Source organism: Oculatella sp. LEGE 06141 (genome assembly GCF_015207605.1).
In the GTDB taxonomy this organism is placed as follows: domain Bacteria; phylum Cyanobacteriota; class Cyanobacteriia; order Elainellales; family Elainellaceae; genus Oculatella.
Map to the genome: position 1 here is coordinate 1 of NZ_JADEWO010000076.1, position 25581 is coordinate 25581.

General features: G+C 48.7%; 19 protein-coding genes and 2 CRISPR repeat arrays. Of the genes, 6 read left to right on the top strand and 13 right to left on the bottom strand.

Translation table 11 applies throughout. From position 1 onward, the window contains the following. The first annotated feature begins 163 nt into the window (after positions 1 to 163). A CRISPR array of direct repeats spans positions 164 to 787; the repeat unit is 37 nt; unit sequence GTTTCAGTCCCGTTGCCGGGATTCATTGGGCTGCAAG. A 216-nt stretch (positions 788 to 1003) separates the two neighbouring features. The 11 genes from cas2 to cas3 all read right to left on the bottom strand — a co-directional run bounded on the left by cas2 (position 1004) and on the right by cas3 (position 13066). Continuing rightward, positions 1004 to 1297 carry a CRISPR-associated endonuclease Cas2 gene (gene cas2 / locus IQ268_RS28745; protein WP_193886328.1) on the bottom strand — a complete coding sequence of 98 codons (294 nt, stop codon included), beginning with the start codon at positions 1295 to 1297 and terminating at the stop codon, positions 1004 to 1006. Between the two features lie 13 nt (positions 1298 to 1310). Next, positions 1311 to 2288 (bottom strand): type I-D CRISPR-associated endonuclease Cas1d, encoded by a 978-nt coding sequence (gene cas1d / locus IQ268_RS28750; protein ID WP_193886330.1) that lies wholly within the window; start codon positions 2286 to 2288, stop codon positions 1311 to 1313. Between the two features lies 1 nt (position 2289). Further along, on the bottom strand, positions 2290 to 2868 hold the full coding sequence (gene cas4, locus IQ268_RS28755) for a CRISPR-associated protein Cas4 (RefSeq protein ID WP_193886332.1): 579 nt from the start codon (positions 2866 to 2868) through the stop codon (positions 2290 to 2292). Between the two features lie 8 nt (positions 2869 to 2876). Next, entirely contained in the window at positions 2877 to 3704 is an 828-nt protein-coding gene (gene cas6, locus IQ268_RS28760; protein WP_193886334.1) for a CRISPR-associated endoribonuclease Cas6, read from the bottom strand. Between the two features lie 3 nt (positions 3705 to 3707). Further along, the gene (gene cas5d / locus IQ268_RS28765; RefSeq protein ID WP_193886336.1) at positions 3708 to 4418 is read right to left on the bottom strand and encodes a type I-D CRISPR-associated protein Cas5/Csc1; all 711 of its coding nucleotides are present in this window, start codon (positions 4416 to 4418) and stop codon (positions 3708 to 3710) included. A 5-nt stretch (positions 4419 to 4423) separates the two neighbouring features. Beyond that, positions 4424 to 5416 (bottom strand): type I-D CRISPR-associated protein Cas7/Csc2, encoded by a 993-nt coding sequence (cas7d, locus tag IQ268_RS28770; RefSeq protein WP_193886338.1) that lies wholly within the window; start codon positions 5414 to 5416, stop codon positions 4424 to 4426. A gap of 62 nt (positions 5417 to 5478) precedes the next feature. Continuing rightward, a complete protein-coding gene (gene cas10d / locus IQ268_RS28775; RefSeq protein ID WP_193886341.1) occupies positions 5479 to 8862 on the bottom strand; it encodes a type I-D CRISPR-associated protein Cas10d/Csc3 in 3384 nt (1127 codons plus the stop codon). Further along, on the bottom strand, positions 8852 to 9298 hold the full coding sequence (locus tag IQ268_RS28780) for a DUF86 domain-containing protein (protein WP_193886343.1): 447 nt from the start codon (positions 9296 to 9298) through the stop codon (positions 8852 to 8854). The genes cas10d and IQ268_RS28780 overlap by 11 nt, the downstream gene beginning before the upstream one ends. A 2-nt stretch (positions 9299 to 9300) precedes the next feature. Further along, positions 9301 to 9990: a nucleotidyltransferase domain-containing protein gene (locus tag IQ268_RS32525; protein ID WP_228035816.1), complete on the bottom strand. Its 690-nt coding sequence runs from the start codon at positions 9988 to 9990 to the stop codon at positions 9301 to 9303. Positions 9991 to 10373: 383 nt separating this feature from the next. Then, positions 10374 to 10568: a hypothetical protein gene (locus tag IQ268_RS28790; RefSeq protein ID WP_193886345.1), complete on the bottom strand. Its 195-nt coding sequence runs from the start codon at positions 10566 to 10568 to the stop codon at positions 10374 to 10376. 323 nt (positions 10569 to 10891) lie between these two features. Further along, the gene (gene cas3, locus IQ268_RS28795) at positions 10892 to 13066 is read right to left on the bottom strand and encodes a type I-D CRISPR-associated helicase Cas3' (protein ID WP_193886347.1); all 2175 of its coding nucleotides are present in this window, start codon (positions 13064 to 13066) and stop codon (positions 10892 to 10894) included. Positions 13067 to 13150: 84 nt separating this feature from the next. Between cas3 and IQ268_RS28800 the strand changes: the two genes are divergently transcribed. Continuing rightward, positions 13151 to 14023 carry a WYL domain-containing protein gene (locus IQ268_RS28800; RefSeq protein ID WP_193886357.1) on the top strand — a complete coding sequence of 291 codons (873 nt, stop codon included), beginning with the start codon at positions 13151 to 13153 and terminating at the stop codon, positions 14021 to 14023. A 450-nt stretch (positions 14024 to 14473) separates the two neighbouring features. Continuing rightward, positions 14474 to 15473: direct repeats of the CRISPR family, unit length 37 nt; unit sequence CTTTCAATCCTCTAAATCCCGGCAACGGGACTGAAAC. A gap of 190 nt (positions 15474 to 15663) precedes the next feature. After that, positions 15664 to 16578 (top strand): rhodanese-related sulfurtransferase, encoded by a 915-nt coding sequence (locus IQ268_RS28805; RefSeq protein WP_193886349.1) that lies wholly within the window; start codon positions 15664 to 15666, stop codon positions 16576 to 16578. Between the two features lie 2 nt (positions 16579 to 16580). Here the strand turns inward: IQ268_RS28805 and IQ268_RS28810 are convergent, their stop codons facing one another. Beyond that, a complete protein-coding gene (locus IQ268_RS28810; protein ID WP_193886350.1) occupies positions 16581 to 16913 on the bottom strand; it encodes a hypothetical protein in 333 nt (110 codons plus the stop codon). 288 nt (positions 16914 to 17201) lie between these two features. Between IQ268_RS28810 and IQ268_RS28815 the strand changes: the two genes are divergently transcribed. The 4 genes from IQ268_RS28815 (at position 17202) to IQ268_RS28830 (ending at position 24779) form a co-directional block, all read left to right on the top strand. Further along, positions 17202 to 18926, top strand: a complete 1725-nt coding sequence (locus tag IQ268_RS28815) for an ABC transporter ATP-binding protein (RefSeq protein WP_193886351.1) — start codon at positions 17202 to 17204, stop codon at positions 18924 to 18926. Positions 18927 to 19285: 359 nt separating this feature from the next. Then, entirely contained in the window at positions 19286 to 22192 is a 2907-nt protein-coding gene (locus tag IQ268_RS28820; protein ID WP_193886352.1) for a PAS domain S-box protein, read from the top strand. 287 nt (positions 22193 to 22479) lie between these two features. Continuing rightward, positions 22480 to 23982 (top strand): site-2 protease family protein, encoded by a 1503-nt coding sequence (locus IQ268_RS28825; RefSeq protein ID WP_193886353.1) that lies wholly within the window; start codon positions 22480 to 22482, stop codon positions 23980 to 23982. Between the two features lie 20 nt (positions 23983 to 24002). After that, positions 24003 to 24779, top strand: a complete 777-nt coding sequence (locus IQ268_RS28830; RefSeq protein WP_193886354.1) for a PIN domain-containing protein — start codon at positions 24003 to 24005, stop codon at positions 24777 to 24779. Between the two features lie 23 nt (positions 24780 to 24802). On the opposite strand, the gene IQ268_RS28835 is transcribed toward IQ268_RS28830, so the two are convergent. Next, a complete protein-coding gene (locus tag IQ268_RS28835; RefSeq protein ID WP_193886355.1) occupies positions 24803 to 25372 on the bottom strand; it encodes a gamma-glutamylcyclotransferase in 570 nt (189 codons plus the stop codon). Between the last annotated feature and the right edge of the window lie 209 nt (positions 25373 to 25581).

A 25581-nucleotide genomic window follows, 5' to 3' on the forward strand; every position in this document is an offset into this window, starting at 1 on the left:
AGTCTCAGACCAAGACATGGCATCTCTCAATATTCTCAAACGAAGCATCTGTCCTCACTGGAACTACACGATCAAGCCTCGCTCTGGACTCGACTCAAAAGTGTGAACTTATTTTTTAACAAGCCCTAAGGTCATACCGGTGCCAGAGCTAATGCTGCTAGAAGTTTCAGTCCCGTTGCCGGGATTCATTGGGCTGCAAGCCAGTCCAGCACCATGATAAAGCAGCTTAATGAATGGTTTCAGTCCCGTTGCCGGGATTCATTGGGCTGCAAGATGCCATTGATTTCACAGTCGAAGGCATGACTACAGTTTCAGTCCCGTTGCCGGGATTCATTGGGCTGCAAGAGCCGCCTGATGTCAGATAGGGTCTATTGGACGAGTAGTTTCAGTCCCGTTGCCGGGATTCATTGGGCTGCAAGTTATGTCTAAAGCCGTTCAAACGGCAGGGTCTAGTAGTTTCAGTCCCGTTGCCGGGATTCATTGGGCTGCAAGCAAAGGCGAGAATTTTTTGCATCCTGACCTGGGAATGGGTTTCAGTCCCGTTGCCGGGATTCATTGGGCTGCAAGACGTTTGGTTTCATCAGCCTCAGCACTTCAACCGCTTGTTTCAGTCCCGTTGCCGGGATTCATTGGGCTGCAAGCTAAAAACCCCATCTTACGAAGCTGGAACTCACCCGTTTCAGTCCCGTTGCCGGGATTCATTGGGCTGCAAGACAGGTGGAGTAGATGTCTTCGTGCCATTCTTCACAGGTTTCAGTCCCGTTGCCGGGATTCATTGGGCTGCAAGAGCGCAGCCTGAGATGCCCTCCTGGTAACGCTTCTGGGAAGGATTTTGGCAGACCTCCAAAAAAGCGCCCATTCCAGCCCTTCAGCGTCGCTGATTTTCAATTCTTCTGGTGAAGTGAAAATCCAAACATATTGATTTTTCAAGGTTCTGGCGATTTTGGCGAAACCCCCAGGGTTTTGACCCCCGCTTCGATCTGCCAAATTTAACGTACCCCCATCATAAGACGATCGCCTGCTCCTGTCGAGGTTCCTCCGAACCATAGGTAATCGTTCGCCTCAGCGCCCCAGCGTCCAACACATAAATCCGCACCGAATCCTCACTCGCCTTCACCAACATCTCCACCTGAATTTGCAGCTTCGCAAACTGTACCGCCGTAAGAAAACACTCAAACACACTGTATTGAGTCCAGGTACCATACCCAGACAACAACTTGTGCAAACGAGTTCGGCGCTTATTAGCCGCCTTCGTATCCGGCAGATCATAAATAATGAGATAAAACAGCGTCGTCATCGGCAAACCAAACTCAACGCAACACCAACGGCTTGTAAGGAATCCCTTCCTGTAAATGGCGTGCCAACAACCGCGCCTGTAACTCAACCGCTCGCCGATACGTGCAGCGATAGCCAAAAACAGGATGCTTAAACTCATCACCCATCTTGCGCTCAAACGCCTGCAAAAACGTCTTACGCGGAGCCTCCAGCAGCCGATACGCTCCCAAACTCTCCTCAAAATCCTGCGGTTGAACCTCCCGCTTATTCAGCACCGATAGCACCACATTATCCGCCACCAATGGCCGAAACTCCTCCATCAAATCCAGCACCAGCGCCGGTTGCCCCCGTTGCGCCTCATGCAGATAGCCAATATATGGATCAAGCCCTGCCAAATGCACCGCAGCCGTTACCTGAACCCGCAACAACCCATAGGCAAAGCTGAGTAACGCATTCACCGGATCAGTAGGAGGGCGACGATTCCGTCCGCGAAACACCCAGCGATCGCCCACCATCTCCGACCAGCACGCAAAATAGTCACGCGCCGCCAGCCCTTCAATGCCTCGAACTTGATCCAGCGTTTTCTGCTGCTCCACCTGGCTCTTGCGCTGCTTCAGCGGGCTTTCTCGAATCGCATGGCGGTAAAGCACCGCGTTTTGATTGTGAATTTTGGCAGACACGATCGCCTTAACCAACCGCAACCGTGGCTCGGCATCCAGGTAACGCCCATACTGCGCCAGCCGCAACTGCCCATTGCGCGAATAACCGGGCAACGCCGAACCCAAATGTTTGCCAAAACTGGACAAATAATGCACCGACATACCCAACTCCAGCGCATACATCAACGCATCCCCCGTTACCTGCGGATTCCCCATCAACACCACCTGTTCCACCGTTTGAGCCGGAACCGATCGCTTTGACCAGGAACCATCCTCTTGCTTCAGCGCCACCGTAAACGCTTCATAGGCTTTACTCAAAACCGCATCCGGCTGAGTCACATAGAGAATCGACACCCTAACCCTCCTGTAATAGCTGGTTCACCTCAAACGGCAGACAAATCCCGATCAAACTGCACGACTGGCACTTCCGCGGCTGATCGATCGGCGCAGGCATCGCCCCATGAACCGCCTGTTGAGCCGCCGCGATCGCCCCTGCCGTCGCCTGCCGTAGCTGGGGCGTAAACATCATCGTTTGCCGCCGTCGATTGGCATGGTAAAAAATAGCGCCATAGGCAATCTCTCGTCCGGTTCTTTCTTCCAGACACAGAGCCGCCGCGCACAGTTGAAAATGATCATTCAAATGTCTGGCCATCTTGCCCTTTTTGTACTCTACTGGCACCAGTTGTCCTTCCCCTTCCTCAACCGCATCAATGATGCCGGAAACAAAGAGGCGATCGCTCCACACCCACTGCTGTTGATGCATTCGGGCAGTGCCCTCTTGGATCACACCCGCTTCATTGATATTGCGATGCAAATGGCGACCGAGAAGGATATGATCGTTGTCCTTCATTTCACCCAGCACATACTCCAGATAAAAACGGCGATGACAATATTCCCAGGCATTCAAATAAGCCAGGGGTAAATAGTCTTCCATGAGTCGTCTCAGCGGTTAGGTCTTAAATGAACGTATCGTCGCACCATCCCCATGCCCATCGGTGTCTTTCGTCCCACCCCGGCATAAATCGCAAAATCTGCCAGCGCATTGATCTGTTGAACCGTTAATGGCTCCACCTCTCCCAAAATCTGAAAAGTGATGTTCCCCACACAGCCAATGAACTTACTGCGACTGTCGATCGCAATCTCGGTACGAATATCAAAGAAGCTAGGATAGATGGGTTCTAACACCGCATCAGCAATGGGAATCGGACTGTAGCGATTCCATCGCCGCAACAAACTGTGAAACACGAATTCTTTGGTGGGTAACGCACAGTCATATTTTGTTTGCCGGAACGCCGTAGGGGTGCAACATTGCAAATGAATTTGCCGTTCCTCTGTAGAAGCTTGCTCAACCATCTGGGAATACGTTGAAAAGGTTGCCCAGGGTTGTATGGCCTGTGGCGTTCCTAAAACACTAACCACCTGTAGCTCTGCGGCACCTAAATGCCATGCCTGCGATGGACTGAGGCTCAGCCAGAGATGCATGAGTTTGCCAAACAGCTCGTCATCCAATAACGAAATGCGCCACCAGCAAGGCGTACCTGCGGGAATGGAGCGATCGTGCTGCCATTGCAATGAGTCTTTTGGGGTACTAACTTGCAGTGGACTCAGGGTAAATGCTTTTTCGGTCTGCTGCTGATGTAAGGTGGTGGCCAGTTCTGGGTCAACTGATTTTACCAAATCCAAAAATAACGCATGGAGATGGCGACCGCTGAGGTGAGCCTGAGGAATGGGCGATCGGGGTAGGAGGTTGAGGACAAGGCTGTAGGGCATCGTTCAACTCGCAAAGCGATACTGCATCTGCACCGGAATTTTTAGTTCGGGTAAACCATCAAAGGTGTAGTATTCCCCAACCATTCGCACATTACGGATCAGGCTAACCGGAGGCATATTAATCGTGTCGTAACTCAACACCTGATTGGTAAACATCACATCTAACGGATTAAGTGGATGAGAACAGGTAAACTCCTTTGCTGAATGGTGCTTGGGGCTAGGCAGTTCTTTCACCTCTAATCTTGCTTTGCTGGCCCATTTGCCGATACGTACCCAGCGGGGTAATGTCAAAGGCTTGTCAGCAATAACAAACAGCTCAAACCGACTTTCTGGTGCAATTTCCTTCGTTCTACCAAAGCTAGGAATATTCTTTTCCGTTTGCTTCATCTCAACATGATAGCGATTGTCTGCATACTTCCAGGTATTCAAAACCGCAGCATGATTCAATGCTTTACCTGGAGTCACATAAATGCTTTGTTGGTTAAGCGGTGTAAGATGCTCCTCATACTTAGGCACCTGTTCAGGACAGAAGTAACGGTAAGAATGGTCTTCTGCAACAACGGTGTTGAATTGAGGATTGTCCACGAATCCCAAGACATAGGAAAGCGCATAATTGTGTAAGACGGGTTCTGTCTCGTACAAACGGCCAATTTCACGAGTGGCGAAGTAGAGGCTGTCATGTAACTCCAAAGTGCAATGATATGCGATCGCCATAGTCATCACCCTACTTTTGCTGCTGATTTCTTTGGCTTTTCAACATAGGCAGTAAAATAAGCCTGTGACTCATTCATAGCCTGTTTCAATAGTGCTTTTACACGATCTTCATTGCCTGTAAGCGTTTTAACTTCGTCAAGCAAAGGTTTAAAGGCATCTCCAATCAGATCAGTGTGAACAATGAATTCTTCAGCCATCAGTTGAGCGATCGCAGTTTTAGCCGCAGTGAGAACATCATCTTCATTAAGAGGATCGGACAGATGTAGTGTGTTAGTTGCTCGCATACAGTCATAGATTGCTTGAGTCCAGCGTAAATTGCTAGTAATCTCGCCATCGGCAAATACAACTCCAATTAACTCATTTCTCACACGACCTGTGCGAGTAGTTTGCGCGCCATAATGTCGAGTTCGCAAAATGTTGTTGAACACATACAAAAAGCTTGCTTCTGTAGGATCTTTTAGGGTCACTATACTGGGGAAAAACACCTGAGGACGAATGTGATCCTGCTGATTAATCCGGCTTGTCACTTCTCCTTGCTTGCTCATTGTGCCGTTTTCAAACGGTGCATTCAGGGTGAAGGTTTCATGAGATTCATCAAATGCCGTGATTGAGAAAGCAGTATCGACAACAACCTTAGATTTTTCAGAACCAGAGTCACCGATCGCAAATCCATAAATGATGCAATCGGGATTGTTCATTGCAAACTTGACGTTATACTCACAGTCCTCAGGCTTGACTAAGCCATATGAGCGCAGTAGTTCCCGCCCTACCAGACGTTCTGGGGTAGACTGCTTCCGCTTAAACATAGCGAGACGGCTCAACGGAGTAGAATCTTCAATTCCCGCCCGCACTCGTGCCTTATTCAATTCCCCGTCAGTTTGAAATAAAGGATAGGATTCCGTCACACGAATGGTTAAAAAGTGAGCATACTTGCCCATTGGCTTGTAGGGAATCGCGTTATGAAAGAACTTGGAATCAATCGTTTTGAGAAATGCCATACTGTGTCTCCTGAAATGGGTAAAAAGTTCGGTTAGTTCATCTAGAAACGAATCGACTGAATTCAGTCATCACCATTGTCACCGTTTGTCGGTTCGTCTTTTTCTTTCTGTTCCCGATTTTCTTTGTCCTGATCAAGGCGATAGAGAAATTCGCAGGTATCGCGCAATAAATTGAGTTGCCGCCCTGCCAAACGCGCGCGATCGCCCGAAAACGATTTCTCAAATACATCACAAACAAAATACCGGGAGAAATCTAGAATCGCTTCTCGTTCCTGCTCCCGCTCATTGCGCTTGAAGACTGGATATCCTTCAGCCGTTGAAGCGTGGACTCGATCCATCAGTTTAACAATCCTTGCTGCCACTAAAAACACGAGATCTTCACCTCTAAAGCCCTGTGAATCAGCGTTTAGAATTACGTCGGCGGTTTCTTTGATCGGTTTAAGAACTGCATTACTCTTAGGGTTATACCGTTTATCCGCACGATAGAAGCGACGATATAACTTAGTGAGTTTTTGAGGATGTCTTAATGCTGACTGCTCATTGCACACAATTAATTCCTCCAATACTTCATTGAATTCAACATAAGGATCGAAACAGGGATAGAAGTGATAGGTATAGAGCCTAATTTTCTCAATTCGAGCTGTTTCGCCAGATTGGTTTCTTGCCCACCGATTGAGATAACTAAACACATAAAGCGGGCTTGTCTCAAAGTCTTTTGCCAGTTCCGTTAATTTGCCCCAGTTGGCATCATAGCCACCTTTGCCCTGCTTAGCATTTACATCCAAGTGGATGGCATAAGCAGCCGTAAGAACATTTAATGGGGCAGACCGTTGGCTACCATCAGGAGCTTTCCAACCTTCTAAAATGTAGTCGAGTCTAAATCTGTCTTGTCCGGTCAACACTCGAAAGGCTTGTGGTGCGCTATCCAGAAACACGCTTTCTTCAAACTCTGCACCGTCATTAAAAGGAGGAATAGGAGATTCAGAAACCACTGTTTTGACATCCAGGATCATGGGAAATGCAAACGCTAACCAGGCAGGCATCACCCAGGATTCTGTGTCGGTTGGGTCTTTCCCCGGTGGCAGTGCCATGAAATAAAAAGTTAACGGTTGATCCTCTGGATAAGAGAGTTTGAAGGTTCTGTCTCGTTTGTATTGCGGATCATCTTCGGGCAGAGCTTTCTTGCGATCGAGGTCTTCATCGATTAAAAAAGAGTCAACCGTTTGATAACGAGAACGCTCAAAGTTTGCCTCTAAATCTTTTGAAATAAAGTGGTTGCGAATTGTTGTATCAAATCGGGTTTGGGCAATGCCACTATAGGCTTTCTGCAAAAACTTGTTAGTTTCGGGTGTGAAATAGTAGGTTGGGTAGAAATAGAGGTAGCGGTATTTTCCATCTTCAAATCGCTTGCCCACAGCTTGAGTTTGGTTCATCAAAATCTGTCTGAGCATTATTTCTAAGGCGGCGATACTAGAAATATTGCGTTTAGCGTTTGAACCACCCAGCATTTGTTTATTGGTGTAAACCTGTGGCGTGAACAATACTTCTGACTCCATTTGCTCTTTTACAGAGTAAGCCGAGTGAGACACGGAACAAATTGCAAGTTTGCCACGCCCAACTTTTTTTGCTGCATTATAACTGGCTAATTCTTTTAAGAAAATATCAGCCTGTTCAGTTACATCCTGATTTGCGGAGCGGTCAGGCAGCATTACGACCCGTTTCACCCACTCACGCAGATCATCCCAGCCATCAGGTAAAGAGTATTGAGCCACGATCGGTTCAATTAGGTTGGCTAAATAGGCAATAACTTTTTCTCCAATTTCTCGAATACTCTCAATTCCTGAACCTTCAATCAATTGGGTTGCTAGGAAATACCACTCATACGGAACACCTCCCGTATTGCCTTTGAGTTTCATCTCCTTCAATCTTTCGTTGATCTGTTGAATTTCTCGAATTTGGGGTGAATACTCTGCTAATCCTAAAAACTCAGCTACTTTATGAACTAAATCTTTTGTAGTCAGTTCAATCGGTGGAAGCTCACTCAGCGATTTATCCTTTTTTCGGGTTTGCGATCGCTCTTTCCTGACTTGCTCAACGCGCTCAACGCGATCGCCCCAAATTTTACGACTGATGACATCTCCAAATTCTGCCAGTTGATCAACCCGAATATCATTCTTAAGCTGGAAATTATAGTCAGCCGATAAAACTCCCTGCTGCTGAAATTCAGCTAACTTCTCGCTGCGGCTAGGTGCTACTGAACTCTTGTTAGGAGTGAGAATCCGTTGAGTTGCATTCAATGCAATTTGCATCAAACCTTTATCGTCACAAAACAGAGTGTAGTAATCTGCATATTTCATCCCCTTGCCGTCTCGTCCAAACCCCGTTTGACGTAAACGCAATTGCTCGAAACAAAGCTGTTTCATTTTGCTAATCACGCGATCGGGTAAGTTTGTTGGCTCGATCGGTGGCGCATCTTTGTGAGCTAAATAGATAGCACCTGTGGGTAAATAAAGCAGTGGTTCATAGTAAGTACAATTCTCGGTATTGAGACTTACATAAGCTTCCATCACGGCATTATTGACAACGTTGGTGAGTACACCCCGGTTCTCAGAAATACTGTGGTAGGTAAACCTAAGCTGTCCGTCACTCAGATTATGCAGCAATTCTGTTAATCTGTAGTGTTCTGCATCCTGGGGATGTTTGACAATGGATGCAAGGGAGTCTGCCAAACAAGTCAAATCAGCCAACTGACGAAGCGATCGATCTTTTAGTGCTGGATTTAACCCATATTCTGAAAAGTTCCAATTGGTATCCCATCGACGTTGAGCATTAAACGCAATACACATCAAGTCATCAAGGTAATCCTTATACGCTTCAGGATCACTAGAGTTAATGAAACGATCAATGCCTAACTGTTGAATTTTTTGATTGAAAAGTTGTCTTTGCTGCTCTAGAGGAAGTTTGCGGCAGTTCTCAGGAGAGTCTGGGAACTTCTCAATGTCATGTAGAATAAACCCGGCAATCACTAACCGTCGCTCACGTTCTCTGACTACCCGTTTAATCGTCGTGTCTAATTTTTCAAGCCGTTGTTCAATTAAATTGGCTGGAAATAATCCATTTAACAAATGGGTATTGAGAGATTGATCGGTTGCATTGTCGCGTCGAACTTTTGCTTTTCCTTCTGCCTCTCGTTGTTGATCCAGCTCATCAAAAAACTTGCCCCCTTTTGCGGTTACGCCGATCGCCACTTTCAACAAGTTGGGCAACACATAGTCAGCAAAATCTCGCATAACAACATCATCAGGATTTTGTGACTGAATCGCTTCGCGCAATAGTTTAAGTGTGAGTAATTCGCGTTGAGTGGATTCAATGGTGCGATCGGACGTTTCTCCGTCAAACCCGAAGTTATCCTCAAGCCAGTCCAAACTATCATTTTCAAAGTTCATCTTCTACCTCTAACGAATCCACATATGTTTTGATCTGTTTTACATACTGTGGATATATTTCTAAGGTTTCTTGAATTGTGTAAAAGACTTCGACTGGATCAATATCTTCATATAAATGGGCTAAGACATTACGAAATTTCCCAAATTCTGCAAGCTGTTCACCAAGCTCAAGTGTAATTAACCCAAAACGGGCAGATGCAAGAAAAACTTCTGAATTTTCTTTTGGGCTAGACTCGTGTAGTCTTTTAAGCAATAAGCGATTGGAATCCAGCGATGCTTGAATAACAAGTTCTAACAATCGCTCCACGGCTAGCTGGGTAGAAAAATTATTGAGATATTCGTTGAGTTGTAAACTTTCAAAATTCTTAAGAGCATTAAGATACTTCATAAGACTTTTAAGTTTTCGATGGATGGAGATACGATCAGTTCTTTTCATCCCTACCACTTCTGTAATTCAAGCTCTAAAAAATCTTTTTCTTGCTGTTCTATCTGCTTAAGTTCAAAATCAGTTTTAAGCGACTTCTTCCGAAATGCTTCAAACTCTCCAGGTTCCTGTTCGTACAGAAGTTTTCCATCACGGGCAATAACGTGAGCTAGAAGATCTGAACATTCGTTCAGGATTACGAAATCGACTTTGTTTTCTGGCAGTTGCAAAATCTGCTCAAAAATCACCCAACCTCTAACAAAATCCCAGCCGCCCTGTTCATAGGTTTGTCGAAGCTTCTGATCGTATAGAACAGCGAGATCCCAATCACTATTGAGATTGTTGTCTCCTCTTGCTCTAGAACCAAAGAGAACTAATACCCTTAGATAAGGTAATCTTTCTAGAATTTGCGGTAAAAACGATTTGAGATCGTCTATGGAGTAACAGCAATAGGTGGCTGTTTGTTCCGTAACAAGCAGTGGTTCAGATTCGTCTAAAGATACAATTCCACTTAATACCCGGTACTCAAATTGATTATTATTTTCTCTAGTCTCAATCGAATGACCCTGTTTGCGTATTTGATGCAATGTTGCTGCAAATCGAAAACCCACCTTGGTAGCTATCTCTTCTCCAGAATGCCACTGTCTGTCACTTAAAAGCTCTAGTAACTTCTCTTGGTTAGCTGTACTATTGATGACATTCATAAGATACTTGTACCTCGCTAGTTACTAGGGAAAAAGAATCCATTTTGGGAACTCTCAAAACTTCCTCAACCAGCACCTGAATTTCCCAAATTACAGGTTGCCCATTCAATATTTGAGGATCTAAGCTAATCCGCTCCAGCAGCTTTTGATCGTTCATAACTGGTGTATAGCTTGATGAGGTTTTTAGGAAGAGGGAAGCTTTCAAAAAGGTAATGTTTCTTTGTTTCTGTACTTACTTGGTGACTCTCACCAGCCTATTACTTCAGGGGGCAGAGACTGCCTATGTTTGCACTTAACGCCGAAAGCTATTTATAGGCTTCCCTCTCTGATATTAGATTCTCCACTCTCTTAGAAGAGAACCCAATGTGACAACATCAATTGGATTATTTGAGCAACCGATATCGATGTTGTAGTCCAACTCGATCAACGTCAATTAGGTATCCCTTGCGTTTGGCTCGCATAACTGGATCTCCAAATCGCCAACCAACTTTAGCAGCAAGCTCTTGTCCCCAATGCCACTCGCCATCTGCAAGAGCTTCGAGCAACAACTCAATTTTGCTCTTCTTTCGTCCTGGCATCTTGTCCTCCATATAATGATTTTTCCTGAATGCAAGTAGTTCAAACAAACTACTTTTGACTCTGGTGTCATAAAACTAACCTGATCGATAGCCGATTGCAAGAGAATTTTGGAATCTTTTTTAAGTTAAGACTTATTTAACCGTTAAATAAGTCAGGACTTAGCTTGATGCTGATACACTTGTAATAGTGATGGAGCTTGGTGCTAACTAAAGGCATTGAGATGAATCCCGGCAACGGGACTGAAACAAATATGTCTGCACTTACTGGCGTAAGCTGTTTCATCTCCGTCACCTCATGAATCCCGGCAACGGGACTGAAACAATTAGAAGATCAGAGGATCGCTGCCTTTGGTTTTGAGTTGGTAGGCAAGGGTGTCCAGTAGTAGGGCGCTTTGCCCGAAGGCGATCGCATAGGGAGCAGTGGCATCATGAAAGCTGTAATTGTCGCTGATGGGATAAATATGAAAGTGCATGGGTAATCGCAGTCGTAACCGTACTTCATGCACTGGATGACGCACGACATAGCAAACTAAACCTTTCTTTCTCAACCGTTTGTTAATTTCGGCTGCCCAACGATTCTCCGGTTGGTAAATTTCAATTCCCGTAAGGACTTGCACCTGGTAGGCATTGGCTTTGTCTCCCAAATTGCCAGAATAAGCAAACTTCCAGTTCGATCGCTCCTCGCGGTAGTTCACCAACTTCATAAAGGCAAGGCAGTGAGCAAACTGTCCCTTCGGAATGGGTTGCTGGGCGCGAGTAGCGGTTGCTTGAAGCGAACGCATAAAAGCCGCTTCCGTCCAGAATTCGATCTCTAAATTGCTCAAGATCCCCGGCAGATCATAGGTCTTGAATCGATCGGCTTCATTGGGTTCTGTTAAGTCATATAGACCACACTGCAACGGACTAGAACCTCGAAAACTGCAAGCATCGTCGGCGATCGGATTACCTTTCTTACCTGAGAGTTGCTGCCATTCCTTTGCCCATCCACTGACTCGACCTGCAACCGACTTTAGGTTTGTATTAAAAACAGTTTCACAAATCTCTTTAAATTTCTCTCGGCTCTCGGCATAGTGGGGAACAGTACGATGCCCCAAGTCGTAAAACAAACGAAAGGATTGAACTGCACCCCAGCGAGAATAGTAACCTCGAAAATCATTAATCGTTCGGTAGTTGTCCCAAATGGCGTCATTCAAGAAGGGTCGATCGTAAGTTGCGTTGGGTTCTAAAGGGTGCGCTTCTGCTTCAAACAGCCGTTCTGCAAAGAAGTTGGGGATGAGGGCATAAGCGGTAAATCCATCAAACGAAATTTCAACACCATTACGCTTGTACCCATCGTGTCGTCCTAATCGTCCTAATCGCTGAATAAAGTTTCCAGCATCTGATGATTCAAAAATGAGGAAATTGATTTTGAAATCAACTCCTACATCAATCGTGCTAGTTCCGAGTACTAGATCGGCTGAAAGAGATTGTTCACGGGTTACTCGCCCTGAAAGTCCGGTATTTTCACCAGCGGTCAAGCCTAATGATTGTAAAAGCTCTTGAAAGAAAGGCGTGAGCCGTTTAACAGCCGCGATCGAGTTAAGAATAATTGCTCCTTTGCTACCAGGATGCTGCTGAAAATGAGACACAATCAGATCTGAATTTTCCTTGAGCCAGATCTCAGATACTTTTGATGACGAATCTAGAGCAATAAAGTTGAGTTGAATTAAACGGGCAACTTGTCGCCAATTCATCGACTTCAGTTCTTGCTGCTGCTCTAATGTATTAGGAAATTGATATTTGCTCTTTTCGGTCGGATTAATCACCCTGCACCGAAAACCAGATTGTCTTAAGCGTTGAATCAGATGTTCATCTGGAGTGGCAGATAGAAACAAGAATTTCTTGCGTCGATTGGTACAGTGAATTAACAGCATCGTATTGATAACACTGGCGATCTGAGGAGCGGCAAAGACATGAAATTCATCAAAAATGAATAGATTAAAATCTTTGTCAATTCGTCCCCATAGTTTGTCGGGACTATCATCTGGAGTTAAATAAGCTCCTCGATGGAGGTAATGAAAAATATCAGGATTCGTTAGCAATACTTCTGATTGACTAGTGCGAGTAGCGATCGCAGACCCTTTCCTTAACCCTTCATTCTCTGCGTAGATTTCTAACTCTGCACCACTCAAGCGAACCACACGCGGATCGTTAACGGGCTTAAATTGAGCAATGTATTCATTGGTCTGGCTTTCTTGATCTCGTGCCAGTTCATTTGTCGGATACAACCCGATGGCTGAACACTCTCCCTGTAGCACCTCCAAATAAGCTGCCAAACTCTTTCCATCCGATGTCATTGCAGTATTGAATACCACATCTACGCCTGGATCGCGCAGTGCCTTGAGAGTTTCCACTTGATGCCAGGAAAGTGTCCATCCTTCCGGCATCTTTACTCCTTCCGGCACATCGTCAGCAGGGAAGGAATACACGGGTTTGAGCGTAATTGAATAATCCGTCATCGCAGTAATGTGTACGTAACTGCTTGCAACATATCCATAGTGTCATCCATACTGGAGATGGTCAAGTTCAAAGTGTACGTACAAATGGGTCGTCGAGGTCAGGCAATTACACTATCGATTTCCGAGCAGGACAAGGCTCAGCTTGAAGCCCTCGCTCTCGAATTTGGTTTAACCTGGGGCGATCGCCCCAATATCTCCAGGTTGGTAGAGGCGATCGCACGTCGGCAATTGGTCATTGCCCCCAATCATGATTGGCCGAAAGAACGAGTCAATGCGCTGAATCGAGCTAGAACAGCACTCATTGATGCAGGAGAAATTGAAATGGCAGTGGCGATCGCCCAACTGCTTCTAGAGCGCAGCGAAATTACGATTCCCCTGCGAACAGAAATAGAACAATTTATCCACAGACCTGCGCTTCCCTGGCGGGTTGAAATAGAACGCTATATTCACCGTCAATGTCCGTTTCAATTGTCATATCAAGATGCCGCAGAGCGAGTGTGGAACTTTACTATTCACTATGCTGAAATTGCAATTCATGAAGAGCGGCAATACCTTGATTGTTGGTGTGAAGAAACGGTAGATAACCGGGATTTGCCAGAACTCATCCACAACTGGTGTCTCAGACTCGATCGCATCACGGATGCAGCCGTCTCTCCGGTGAAAGGAAAATGGCGTGACGGGTTGGCAACCATTGCTGTAGAAATGCACCTCTTCTCGGGGCTTGCATTTGCATACCGCAGTAAAACCGCAAAAGATGAAATCAATGAATGGCTGGAAGAACCGCCCCAGGTGCGGCGAGTGGTGCGGCGCATTTCAAACTCATTCTGGTTTATTCGAGAGGTGTTGCGCTATGGCAAGGATTGTGAAATTGTCTCACCTGATCGGGTGCGCGATCGCATGAAACGAGAAGTTCTGGAACTATATGCAAGATATCACACGATCGCTCAACCTGAATGATGCAGAAGCGATCGCTCGATATCTGCATTGACTATGATCATTGATCCAATAGAACTGCTGTTTCTTCTGGGACGTGCATGATAAAAGAATGAGTGGCGATCGCCTGGTGAGGTGTTTTTACTCTGGTCGCTACGGGCTGCACTGGCTCATGAGGTAAAAACAGAGTTTCAATTGTCTTGTGCAAATGAACCTGAGAGATTTCTCGTCAAAGCCAGTGGATTCGGTTAGAATTTGGGAGCGTTAGAATTTTGGCAAATCGAAGCGGGGGCAAAATCCCTGGGGGATCTGCCAAAATGGCTAGAACCTTGACAATTTAATGCTTTGAGGCGTTTTTCTAAGTGTGTTGGGTGGGCGTTTGGGGCACGTTTTGCGGTCAAATTTAGCGATCGCCAGGACATCTGCTAAAACCCAATTTGAAACCCTTGTCCAGCAAGGCATCTGGCACACGCCCTTTCAATCCTCTAAATCCCGGCAACGGGACTGAAACTGGATGAGTTGCCTCCAATTAAGGGGCGATCGATGGCTTTCAATCCTCTAAATCCCGGCAACGGGACTGAAACCTGACTCTTAGCGGAGAAGCGACACGTAGAGGCAAGACTTTCAATCCTCTAAATCCCGGCAACGGGACTGAAACGACCGAATCATCTTGATTAACGTCCAGAAGGTTTGACTTTCAATCCTCTAAATCCCGGCAACGGGACTGAAACTTTATAATTGCCAGCGTCCTTAGAAAGATATTTAGCTTTCAATCCTCTAAATCCCGGCAACGGGACTGAAACGATAACGAGCAAAAGCAGCAATTTATTGACGCTAAAACCTTTCAATCCTCTAAATCCCGGCAACGGGACTGAAACATCAAGGCAATTTTTAGAAGTCATTAGAAAGTAAACTTTCAATCCTCTAAATCCCGGCAACGGGACTGAAACGAGCCAAGTTCTATCAGTCTCCTGTTTCAATGTTTTGCTTTCAATCCTCTAAATCCCGGCAACGGGACTGAAACGAACAAATCGCTAACAAGTATCGAGGCGCTAAATAACTTTCAATCCTCTAAATCCCGGCAACGGGACTGAAACCTAACCCCCGGAATTTGCATTCGAGCCAGAGCGTCATACTTTCAATCCTCTAAATCCCGGCAACGGGACTGAAACAGTTTGCCAGCAAACAGAAGGAAGAAGCCTTCCTGCGGCTTTCAATCCTCTAAATCCCGGCAACGGGACTGAAACACGCTCATGATTTTGCCGTTGACCACCATCAATCCGGCTTTCAATCCTCTAAATCCCGGCAACGGGACTGAAACTATCTTAGTTGCGCGATCGCTGTCTCAACGCCTTTCTGGTCTTTCAATCCTCTAAATCCCGGCAACGGGACTGAAACAGCCCACACTTGCTAATGACTTCTAAAAATTGCCTTGATCTTTCAATCCTCTAAATCCCGGCAACGGGACTGAAACCGATCGCCCATCATACATTACCCTCGATCAACAGCGCCTATTCATCTCGGTAATACTTGCGTCCTAACAAGACAGCATTCTGCTCAGGGCATCCCAGTCCTATCAAACTGGCTGCTCGTGGTGTAGCCTTGGGATGGCGATCGCCGCGATCGATAATAAAGGCTGGAGCTAGATAAAGTGGTGGGGAACAATGACTCAGGTTGTAGCGACATTTTATAAATTTGTGAAACTGCCTGATTTTGCCGAACAGCAAGCACCCATTCTTGCAGTGTGTCAGGCACAGGGAATAAAAGGCACGATCTTACTGGCCGCTGAAGGAATTAATGGCACGATCGCCGGAACACGACAGGCGATCGACGCTGTTTTAGCGGTTCTCCGGTCTGACCCCCGCTTATCTGATTTAGAACACCGCGAATCCTATGCCACATCTCCCCCATTCGATCGAATGAAGGTGCGGCTCAAGCGCGAAATTGTCACCCTGGGGGTACCAGAAGTTGACCCAACGGAGCAGGTAGGTACCTATGTTAGCCCCACCGAATGGAATGACTTAATTGCCGATCCGACCGTGCTAGTCATTGATACCCGCAATGATTACGAAGTGGAAATCGGCACCTTTAAAGGCGCACATAATCCTGAAACAGAATCATTTCGCGACTTTCCCACCTACGTCCAGCACCACCTCGACCCGGCAAAACACCCAAAAGTAGCTATGTTTTGTACAGGCGGCATCCGTTGCGAAAAAGCATCTTCGTTTCTGTTGAACCAGGGATTCCAGCAGGTGTATCACCTCAAAGGTGGCATCCTCAAGTACCTGGAAGAGGTGCCGCCAGAGCAAAGCCTGTGGCAGGGCGAATGTTTCGTGTTCGATCAACGGGTGGCTGTCTCCCACGGCTTAGATGCTGGCACCCATGAGATGTGCCGCAGTTGTGGGCACCCCGTTTCAGATGAAGATACATCATCCCCGCACTACCAAAAGGGCATCTCCTGCCCCCATTGCTTCGATACCCTGACACCCGAAAAACGGGCACGGCAGGAAGAAAAACAGCGTCAGCTCAAACTGGCTCAAACGCGACCAATCCCTCGCTGCAAGATGAAGCGGAAATGAAGTCACAGGAGAGACTGGGTTGCCTGCAACAACACCCTCATCGCCTTTACATACAGCAGAACGACCTGGCATTGGTGTTGATGAACCAGGGCATACTCTTCGGCCAGGCAGGATTCATTGTGTAGCGACATTTCTGCCAGGACGGCCATTCGTTGAGCATGTTGCCGAAGTTGCTGCCCTACCTGTTCCATCGCTTCTGCCTGCTCTGTGGTCAATAACTGCCCATCCAAAGAATGCGCCAGTTTCTCAACCGCTTTGCCGTGGTTCTCGACGCTCTGTGCCTGTTGCCGTGCTTGCTCAAACGCTCGGTGCAAAATAAGGGAATCTGAACTCATACCAGTGACTACCAGCGAATACAGGTGAAGATCAGTGAGTACAACAGAACAATTCAATTGCCACATTAAAATGTGGCAATTGAATTGTTCTATCTGCCCAAAGAGGGCGATCGTGTAAGTTTTTTAGGTTCCTCAAATACCCTGCCACACGACCCAGCGCGATCGCCCTGGCAGACCCCACCATTGCTATGCCTCCATAGGACTAACGTTTACAGGTTCGTTAATTCGCAGACCTTAGCGGGTTGAAAGCTGATAGCCTAGCTAAACAGAGATATTTGAGAGTAACGGGTGAAACACCGCTCTAGCTATTGGCAACTGTTGCCCTACCTCCGTCCCCACTGGCGCACGATCGCTCAGGCATTAGCCTGTACCCTTGGCTTTACCGTCTTTTGGCCGATATTGGCCTGGTTAGCCGGAGAGGTCGCCAACCTGATTGGTCAGGGTGAAGTCGTGGCGATCGCCCAACTGGCCGCAGTCAGCGCCGTGGTCTTTATCATTCGCGGCGTGGTGCAGTTTGGTCAAGATGCGCTAATGGCAAAAGCGGCTCTGGCGATCGCCCTCGACCTGCGACGACAGGTGTATACCCATCTGCAATCGCTCAGCCTGAGCTACTTTGAAACCTCGCAAACCGGAGACCTCAGCTATCGCCTCACCGAAGATGTCGATCGAATTGGCGAAGTGGTCAACAAAGTCTTTCACCAGTTCATTCCCTGCATTTTGCAGTTGATTGTGGTCTTGGGCTACATGGTTTACCTCAACTGGCAACTCACCCTGGCCTCGTTGGTGGTGGCTCCGCTGATGGGCGTTTTGATTGGTGCCTTCGGGCAACAGCTTTTGGTTTATACCCGCCGCAGCCAGAGCCGCGTTTCAGATTTGTCCTCGTTGCTAACGGAAGTATTTAGCGGCATTCGCCTGGTGAGAGCCTTTGCCGCAGAAGGCTATGAAATCGATCGGTTCAGCCAGGAAGCCGAACGCAACCGACAGGCCAAATACTCGGCAGAGCGACTAAAGGCGATTCAGTTCCCGGTGGTTGGGTTTCTGGAGGCCATGAGCGTGCTGCTGCTGTTTCTGCTGGGCGGCTGGCAGATTTCGACGGGTAACTTAACCGGAGCCGAGTTCGTTAGCTACATTGCAGCGGTCGCCTTGCTGATTGACCCCATTTCCATCACCACCAGCAACTACAACGAATTTAAGCAGGGTGAGGCATCGGTCGATCGCATCTTTGAGCTATTTCAGATTCAGCCTGCGGTAATCGAGCATCCCAGAGCCATGACGCTGCCACCCGTCACCGGAAAGGTAGAATACCGTGACGTTTGGTTTGGCTATACCCCCGACCAACCTGTGCTAAAACAGCTCAATCTGCTGGCGTTTCCCGGTGAAGCGATCGCCCTTGTTGGTGCTTCGGGGGCAGGCAAAACCACGCTAGTGAACTTACTGCCTCGCTTCTACGACCCTCAAGACGGGCAGATCTTGATTGACGGCATTGATGTGCAAGACGTAACGCTGCGTAGTTTGCGGCGGCAGATTGGCATTGTGCCCCAGGAAACCGTGTTGTTTTCGGGAACGATCGCCCAAAATATTGCTTTTGGCCAAAAACAGTTTGATTTAGAGGCCGTGCAGCAAGCGGCCAGGGTTGCCAACGCTCATCAGTTCATTTCTCAATTTGCCGATGGCTACCATTCGTGGGTAGGGGAACGAGGTGTTAATCTGTCGGGGGGGCAGCGTCAGCGAATTGCGATCGCCCGTGCCGTGTTGCTCGATCCGCAGATTTTGATTTTAGATGAAGCCACCTCTGCCCTCGATTCGGAATCGGAAGCGCTGGTGCAAGAAGCGCTGGAACGGTTGATGCAGTCGCGCACGGTGTTTATCATTGCTCATCGGCTGGCAACGGTGCGTCGTGCCGATCGCATCCTGGTGTTAGAACAGGGACGGGTGGTTGAGTCGGGAACCCATGCAGAATTGTTGGAAAAGGGCGATCGCTATGCCCGCTTCTATGCCCAGCAATTTGAATAGATCGTGGCATTGACCTGTTCCAGCAAATCTCGTGCAGGATACCAGACATGGCTCGCCACGGTAGAGTATCGGGTATACCGCAATCGCATCTATTCGGTTTGCATCGCCATCATTTCGTGCGACATTTCAACTTAGGGCTAGAGTGGGTGTTTTGCGACCTATTGGAGTCAATCAAAGTATTAAATAAGTCGGCAGAATTAAGTAGAAGATGCGTTTCGGCTCCGCTCAACGCTTAGAAGCCTTGAACTCAGCCGCCTGAGCGCAGTCGAACCCCCAATGCTTCGTTTGGCTTGATTGGGTTCTTCTATTTATAAAGTGAACAACGCATTAGTATCGCCTCCACGCGAGGTTACTGATCTATGCACAACCGCGACTCTCGTTTGGAGAATGCACCCGGAGTGGACTTGCCCGTCAGGCGATCGCTGTTCTCTACCCTCAAAATTCCAGGAATCTACCTTTTAGTTGGAGCCTTGTGGGTGTTTGGCTCCGATCGCGTGCTTTCCGTGCTCGTTGCCGATTGGGAAACCTTAGTGAGTGTGCAAACGCTCAAGGGTTGGTTGTTTATCGTAGTAACGACGATCATGCTGTACTGGCTAATCGAACAAGACAAACGGTCGATTCAGCAGAGCAATCGGGCATTAAAGCACAGCCTGAATGATTCAATCACGGTAGAGCAAGCGTTGCGAGAAAGCCAGGAGCGCTTTAACCTGGCGGTTTCTGCGACTAACGATGGCATCTGGGACTTGGATTTACGAACAAACCAGACCTATTACTCTCCCGTGTGGATGCAAATTTTGGGATATGGCGAGAATGAATTGCCGCCACTCCCAACCAGTTGGACGGACAACATTCATCCAGACGATCTAAACGTTGCGCTCCAGCGAGTACAGGCGCATTTAAGCGGTCAAACCGAGCGCTGGAGAAATGTGCATCGGTTGAGGCACAAGAATGGACACTGGATCTGGGTAGACAGCCGGGGTAAATGCTTTCGGGATGAAGCTGGACAGGCTTGTCGGTTCGTTGGCACCATGACCGACATCACCGAGCAGAAGCGAGCAGAAGAAGCAATGCATGTTCAAAGCGAACTGTTGCAAATTATCCTGGATCACATTCCGGTCATGGTTAACATTTATGACAGGTCTGGACGTTTGCAATGGGTCAATCGCGAATGGGAACGCGTGTTTGGCTGGAGCATAGACGAGGCGCGTCATCAAGACGTGTTAGCCGCGCTTTACCCCGATGCAGAGCAACATCAAGCGGTGCTTCGGTTCATTCAGTCTGCCGATCGCCAGTGGCAAGATTTCAAAACGCATCTGCGCGATGGTCGTCTGCTTGATACGGCATGGGCTAATGTCAAGCTTTCCGATGGCCGAGTGCTGGGGATCGGGCAAGACATCAGCGATCGCAAGCGTACCGAACAGGCATTGCGATCGCAGGCTGAACGCGAACAGTTGATGCGGATGACGGCTCAACGGATTCATCAATCGCTCGATTTGCAAGAAACGCTCAATGCCGTTGTAACCTCAGTGCGGCACCTGTTGCAGGTCGATCGCGTTATTGCTTATCAGTTTGACGCTGATATGAATGGGAAAGTAGTGGCTGAAGCCCTGGCAGAGGGGTGGATCACGGCAGAGGGCTGCACCATCGAAGACATCTGTTTCAAATCAGAGGCGGGTGAAGCGTATCGGCGGGGACGAAAGCGGGCGATCGACAACATCTACGAGTCGGAACTGAGCGAGTGCCACCTCAAACTGTTGGAGTCGTTTCAGGTCAAAGCGCATTTAATGGTGCCCATTCTGCTCACCCAGACTGGCGAAGCCGAGCCATCCCAGCTTTGGGGATTGCTCATTGCCCATCAATGCACCGCGCCGCGTCAGTGGGAACCAGCACAACTGGAACTGCTCGACCAGCTATCCGTGCAGTTGGCGATCGGCATTCAGCAATCTGAACTATATTTCCGAGTGCGGCAGCTCAACACCACGCTGGAACAGCAAATTGAGGAACGCACCGCCGAACTGCAACAAGCGCTCAAGTTTGAGGCCGTAATTCGGCGAATTACCGATAACGTCCGAGATAGCCTGGATGAAAGCCAGATCTTACAGGTCGTGGTTCAAGAGTTAGCGAACGGACTGGCTCTGACGAACTGCGACATTGCCCTGTTTGATTTTGAGCAAGAGCAGGCCACCGTTGTTTATGAATGCATGATGGGCGAAGTGCAGTTGCGGAGCGAGACCGAACCGCTGGAGAGTTTTTCGGATATTCTGTTCCAGTTAGAGCAAGGTCAATCGCTTCAGTTTTGTGAAATTATTCCCAAAACCCGGGATTCACGCTGGCATCCCGAAGCGGTGTTGAGCTGTCCTATTATCGATAATCAGCGGTTGCTTGGCGATATTTGGCTGTTTCGAGACGCGGCGGCAGTCTACAGCGAGATCGAAATTCGGCTGGTGCAGCAGGTAACCAACCAGTGTGCGATCGCCATGCGGCAGGCGCGGCTGTTTCAAGCGGCACAGGCTCAGGTAGACGAACTGCAACGCTTGAACACTCTCAAAGATGATTTCTTAAACACTGTTTCCCACGAGCTGCGAACGCCCATTTCTAACATGAAGATGGCGATTCACATGCTGAAGCTCGCGCCAGAGTCCGATCGCCGCCAACAATACCTCACCATTCTAGAAACCCAGTGCGCCAGAGAAGCCAGTTTAATTAATGACTTGCTCGATCTTCAACGCCTTGATGCTCAACGCTATATCCTGCAACCGGAAGCCATTACACTACAAACCTGGCTACCAGAACTGGCGGCTCCCTTTTTCTCGCGTGCTCAGGGGCGACAGCAACAGCTACACATCAACCTTGCGCCAGATTTAGGCACCATCATCACCGATCGCACCAGCTTAGGGCGAATCCTCTCGGAACTGCTCAACAATGCCTGCAAATACACCCCAAGCGGCGGTCAAGTTCGTTTGAGTGTGGAGTGTAGTGCCACAAGCACCCCACAAACAGAACCCAGCAAGCAGACGACGGTATTTACGCTATCCAACCAGGCTGCCATTCCGGCGGCTGAATTGCCCCGCATTTTTGATAAGTTTTATCGCATTCCCCACGGCGACCCGTGGAAACAGGGAGGCACGGGATTGGGGCTGGCGTTGGTGCAAAAGCTGGTAGAGCAGATCGAGGGACAGCTTCGGGTGGAAAGCACCGGGGGGTTCACCGTGTTTACCCTGGAACTCACGGATCTGGATCTGGATACGGCTCTGGATGAGGAGTAGCCCAGGCCGTCTCTTCTGTTCTGTGTGGTTCATCCGCTTCATCCGTGAAATAGGTGCATCCGATACAGTATCCGTTGAATTACGGGTATTACCTTGATAGGTTTAAGATAGGGCAAAGTTTATCAGCCGGGTTTGTCCAGGTTGTCGCTGTACAGAGCTACCCTCAACAGCGATCGCTGCAAAGCCTCCGAGCTGGCGTTGATTCACAAGGATAGCCCAAGGATGTCACCAGTAAACTGGCTATGAACAGTTGAACTGGCTCAATCTGAGGGGTAAGGAACGTTTAAATGATTACTGGTTTAATTCTGCTAATCGCATTAGGCATCCTGGGATGGGGCTTTTATCGAGCCAGACCCTTTGGCAAGCTTGGGATTCTGGCCTGGTTGCAGTCGGTGGTGTTGATGGCTCCCTGGTTGCTCTTTTTTGGGCTGTTTGCCGTGGGCGTTTATCTCAATCTGGCGGGCATTTTGCTGCTCATTGTCCTATCCAGCGGGTTATACATTTACCTGGGTAAGCGGCTCCGGGCAGAAGGGGCAAACTTTGCGGCAAAGCGCTTTTCTCCCGTTTCGGATGCAGCGCCGTCTGGCAACGACGCAACGCCAGCGGAGGCGGGGCAAGACGCAGAGGCAACGGCTCAAGCGCCAGTTGACCCGGTAGAACCAGCCAAGCCAGACGAGCTTTCGATTCCGGCGGAAGACATGCAGGCGATTAAGGGTGTGTTTGGCATTGACACCTTCTTTGCCACCGAAACCATTCCCTACCAGAATGGAGCCATCTTTAAAGGGAATTTGCGGGGTGAGCCAGAAGAGAGCCATGCGCGGTTATCGGCCAGTTTAAAGGAACGGCTGGACGATCGCTATCGGCTTTATTTAGTAGAAGGGCCAGATAATCGCCCCGTAGTGGTGGTGCTTCCCAGTACAGCCGACCCTAAGCCAACGACTGTTACTCAGGCGATTCTTGCGGTGGTGCTGGCGATCGCCACAATCGTCACCACGATGGAAACAGCAGGGATTTTGCAGGGGTTTGACTTCTTTTCTAATCTCGATCGCTATCCAGACACGCTGTTGACCAGTGGCGGCATTTTGCTAGTATTGGCGGCTCACGAAATTGGGCATCGGGTGCTGGCTGGTCGTTACAACGTTCGCCTCAGCCCGCCGTTTTTCATTCCCACCTGGCAGATTGGCGCGTTTGGTGCCTTAACTCGGTTTGAGTCTGTGCTGCCCAACCGCAATGTGTTGTTTGATATTGCCTTTGCGGGGCCAGCGATCGGGGGATTAGTCTCCCTGGGAATGCTGATGGCGGGGTTGCTGTTGTCTCACCCTGGCAGCTATTTTCAGCTTCCCTCTGAGTTTTTCCAGGGGTCGATTTTGGTGGGAACCCTGGCGCGTGTGGTCTTGGGTTCGGCTCTCCAGCAATCGATTGTGGACATCAATCCGCTGATGGTGATTGGCTGGTTAGGCTTGGTTATCACTGCGATTAACCTGTTACCAGCGGGGCAATTAGACGGAGGACGAATTGTATTAGCAATCTATGGACGGAAGGTTGCCGGACGCGCTACTGTAGCGACACTAATCTTTTTAGGATTAGCGGCATTGGTTAACCCGCTGGCGCTGTATTGGGCGATCGTCATTCTGTTTTTGCAGCGAGATCTAGAGCGTCCTGCACTCAACGAACTGTCTGAGCCAGATGATGCCAGGGCTGCTTTGGGGTTACTGGCCCTGTTTTTAATGATTGCGACATTGCTTCCCCTCACGCCTAGCTTGGCGGGACGGCTTGGTATTGGCGGTTAATTCTCAGAGGTTGTATCCCTATGGCAGCGCTTCCTCCCGTTCTCCTGATTTTGGATGTTAGTGCATTGTCCGCAGCCCCTCCACAGGAATGGCTAGAGTTTTCCCGAGTTGGAAGCTGTGTCATTCCGCAGGTGGTATACGAAGAGATGCGTTTTTTGTTCGATCGCACGCCCGATCCCGACCTGGAACGCATTGCTAAAGCCTTTAACCGCCTGTATCCAGGAAATGGCTGGCAGATTAGCGATCTCAACGCTCCGCACCCGGAACTGAAATCAGGAACGGGGCAGGCTATGACCAAACGGGCGAGGGTATCCCTGGCGGTGGGTCGCTGCGCCTATGGCATGGCGCAAACGGTGCCCAACAGCCTGGTGATTATGGTGACGCAGGATCGATCGCTGCTTCAGCGCTTTAGCCAGATTCAGCTCCCGAACCTGTGCGGTATTACCGGAGAAGCGTTATTGCAATGGTGCCGCTCGGGACAGCGGCCAGTAAACGTGAGCCAGAAGCTCCAGCAGTTTAGAGCTGCCGTGGGCGCTCAGTCTGGTGCAACCGTGGTGAACCAGCCTTATCCATCGGTGATGCCATCTCGCGCCACCGCCAAAAAGCCGCCCAGAACCACCTCCACCCCCATTCGCTCGTCGGTATCGCTACCGGGCTGGTTTCCCGATCTAATTTCCCTGCTGTCGGCAGTTGTGGCGCTGGCGATCGCCGGCATGATTATTTGGGCGCTGTTCAGCGACAGCAGTTTAAGACAGTTTTTGTTTCGCACGGGGCAACCTGCCCAATCGAGCCAGTAGGATAGTTCTTATCTGGGGGTGGCCTACGCCGAACGCAGCAGTTGACGTTGCTCGCACGCTTGCTGGTACAGCCCCTGCTGAAGCTGGTGCATATGCTGAAACAACTGCCAGCAATACTGTTCCGGCAAACCGCAGGTTACAGCACCCCGCAATACCACGTTGAAATACCAGTCGTTTGGCGCGTGTTCTTCCGTGAGCTTGTCGATCACCGTATAGGTGCGAACGTTATCAAACTGCCGACCCTGGCATTCAACCCCAACCGTTTCTTGCTGGTAGCTCTGCTCTCGCTCGTCCAGGCGATCGCTCAACCGCAACGGTAACTGATACAGCACGCCGTGTACCACCGATCCTGGCTCTTTAACAATGTCTAAAACGCCGCAGTCTCGCAGGCGAGAACGGCACAAGAAGCCTAACCGATAGTCTTTAAGAAGGGCTGGCCCCACCACAAAAAGATGGGTTTTTTCACCGAGCGATCGCTGCAAATCAACAGGGCACATGCAAGACCCATACGCAAAGTAATAAAAACTGGATGCGGCGGGTGTGGTTGGATGGGAGGTAATTGAATGAATGGGCTTCACTGGATCTAGGTTCATTCCCGTGAATGGTAGTAGTTTGCCAATGCTACTGAATGTTTATGGAATTGTAACAGATCAATTTAAGCAATGTCACGTATCCCGATAGACGAACCGTAGATTTGTTTGCAGCGGTGATGAAGTATCAAGGCGAGCGTTACCCTCACTCAAACGGCTGGCGCGTTGCCACTATCACCAGGTTCCGCTTACTTCCATCCCCCACTCCCCAC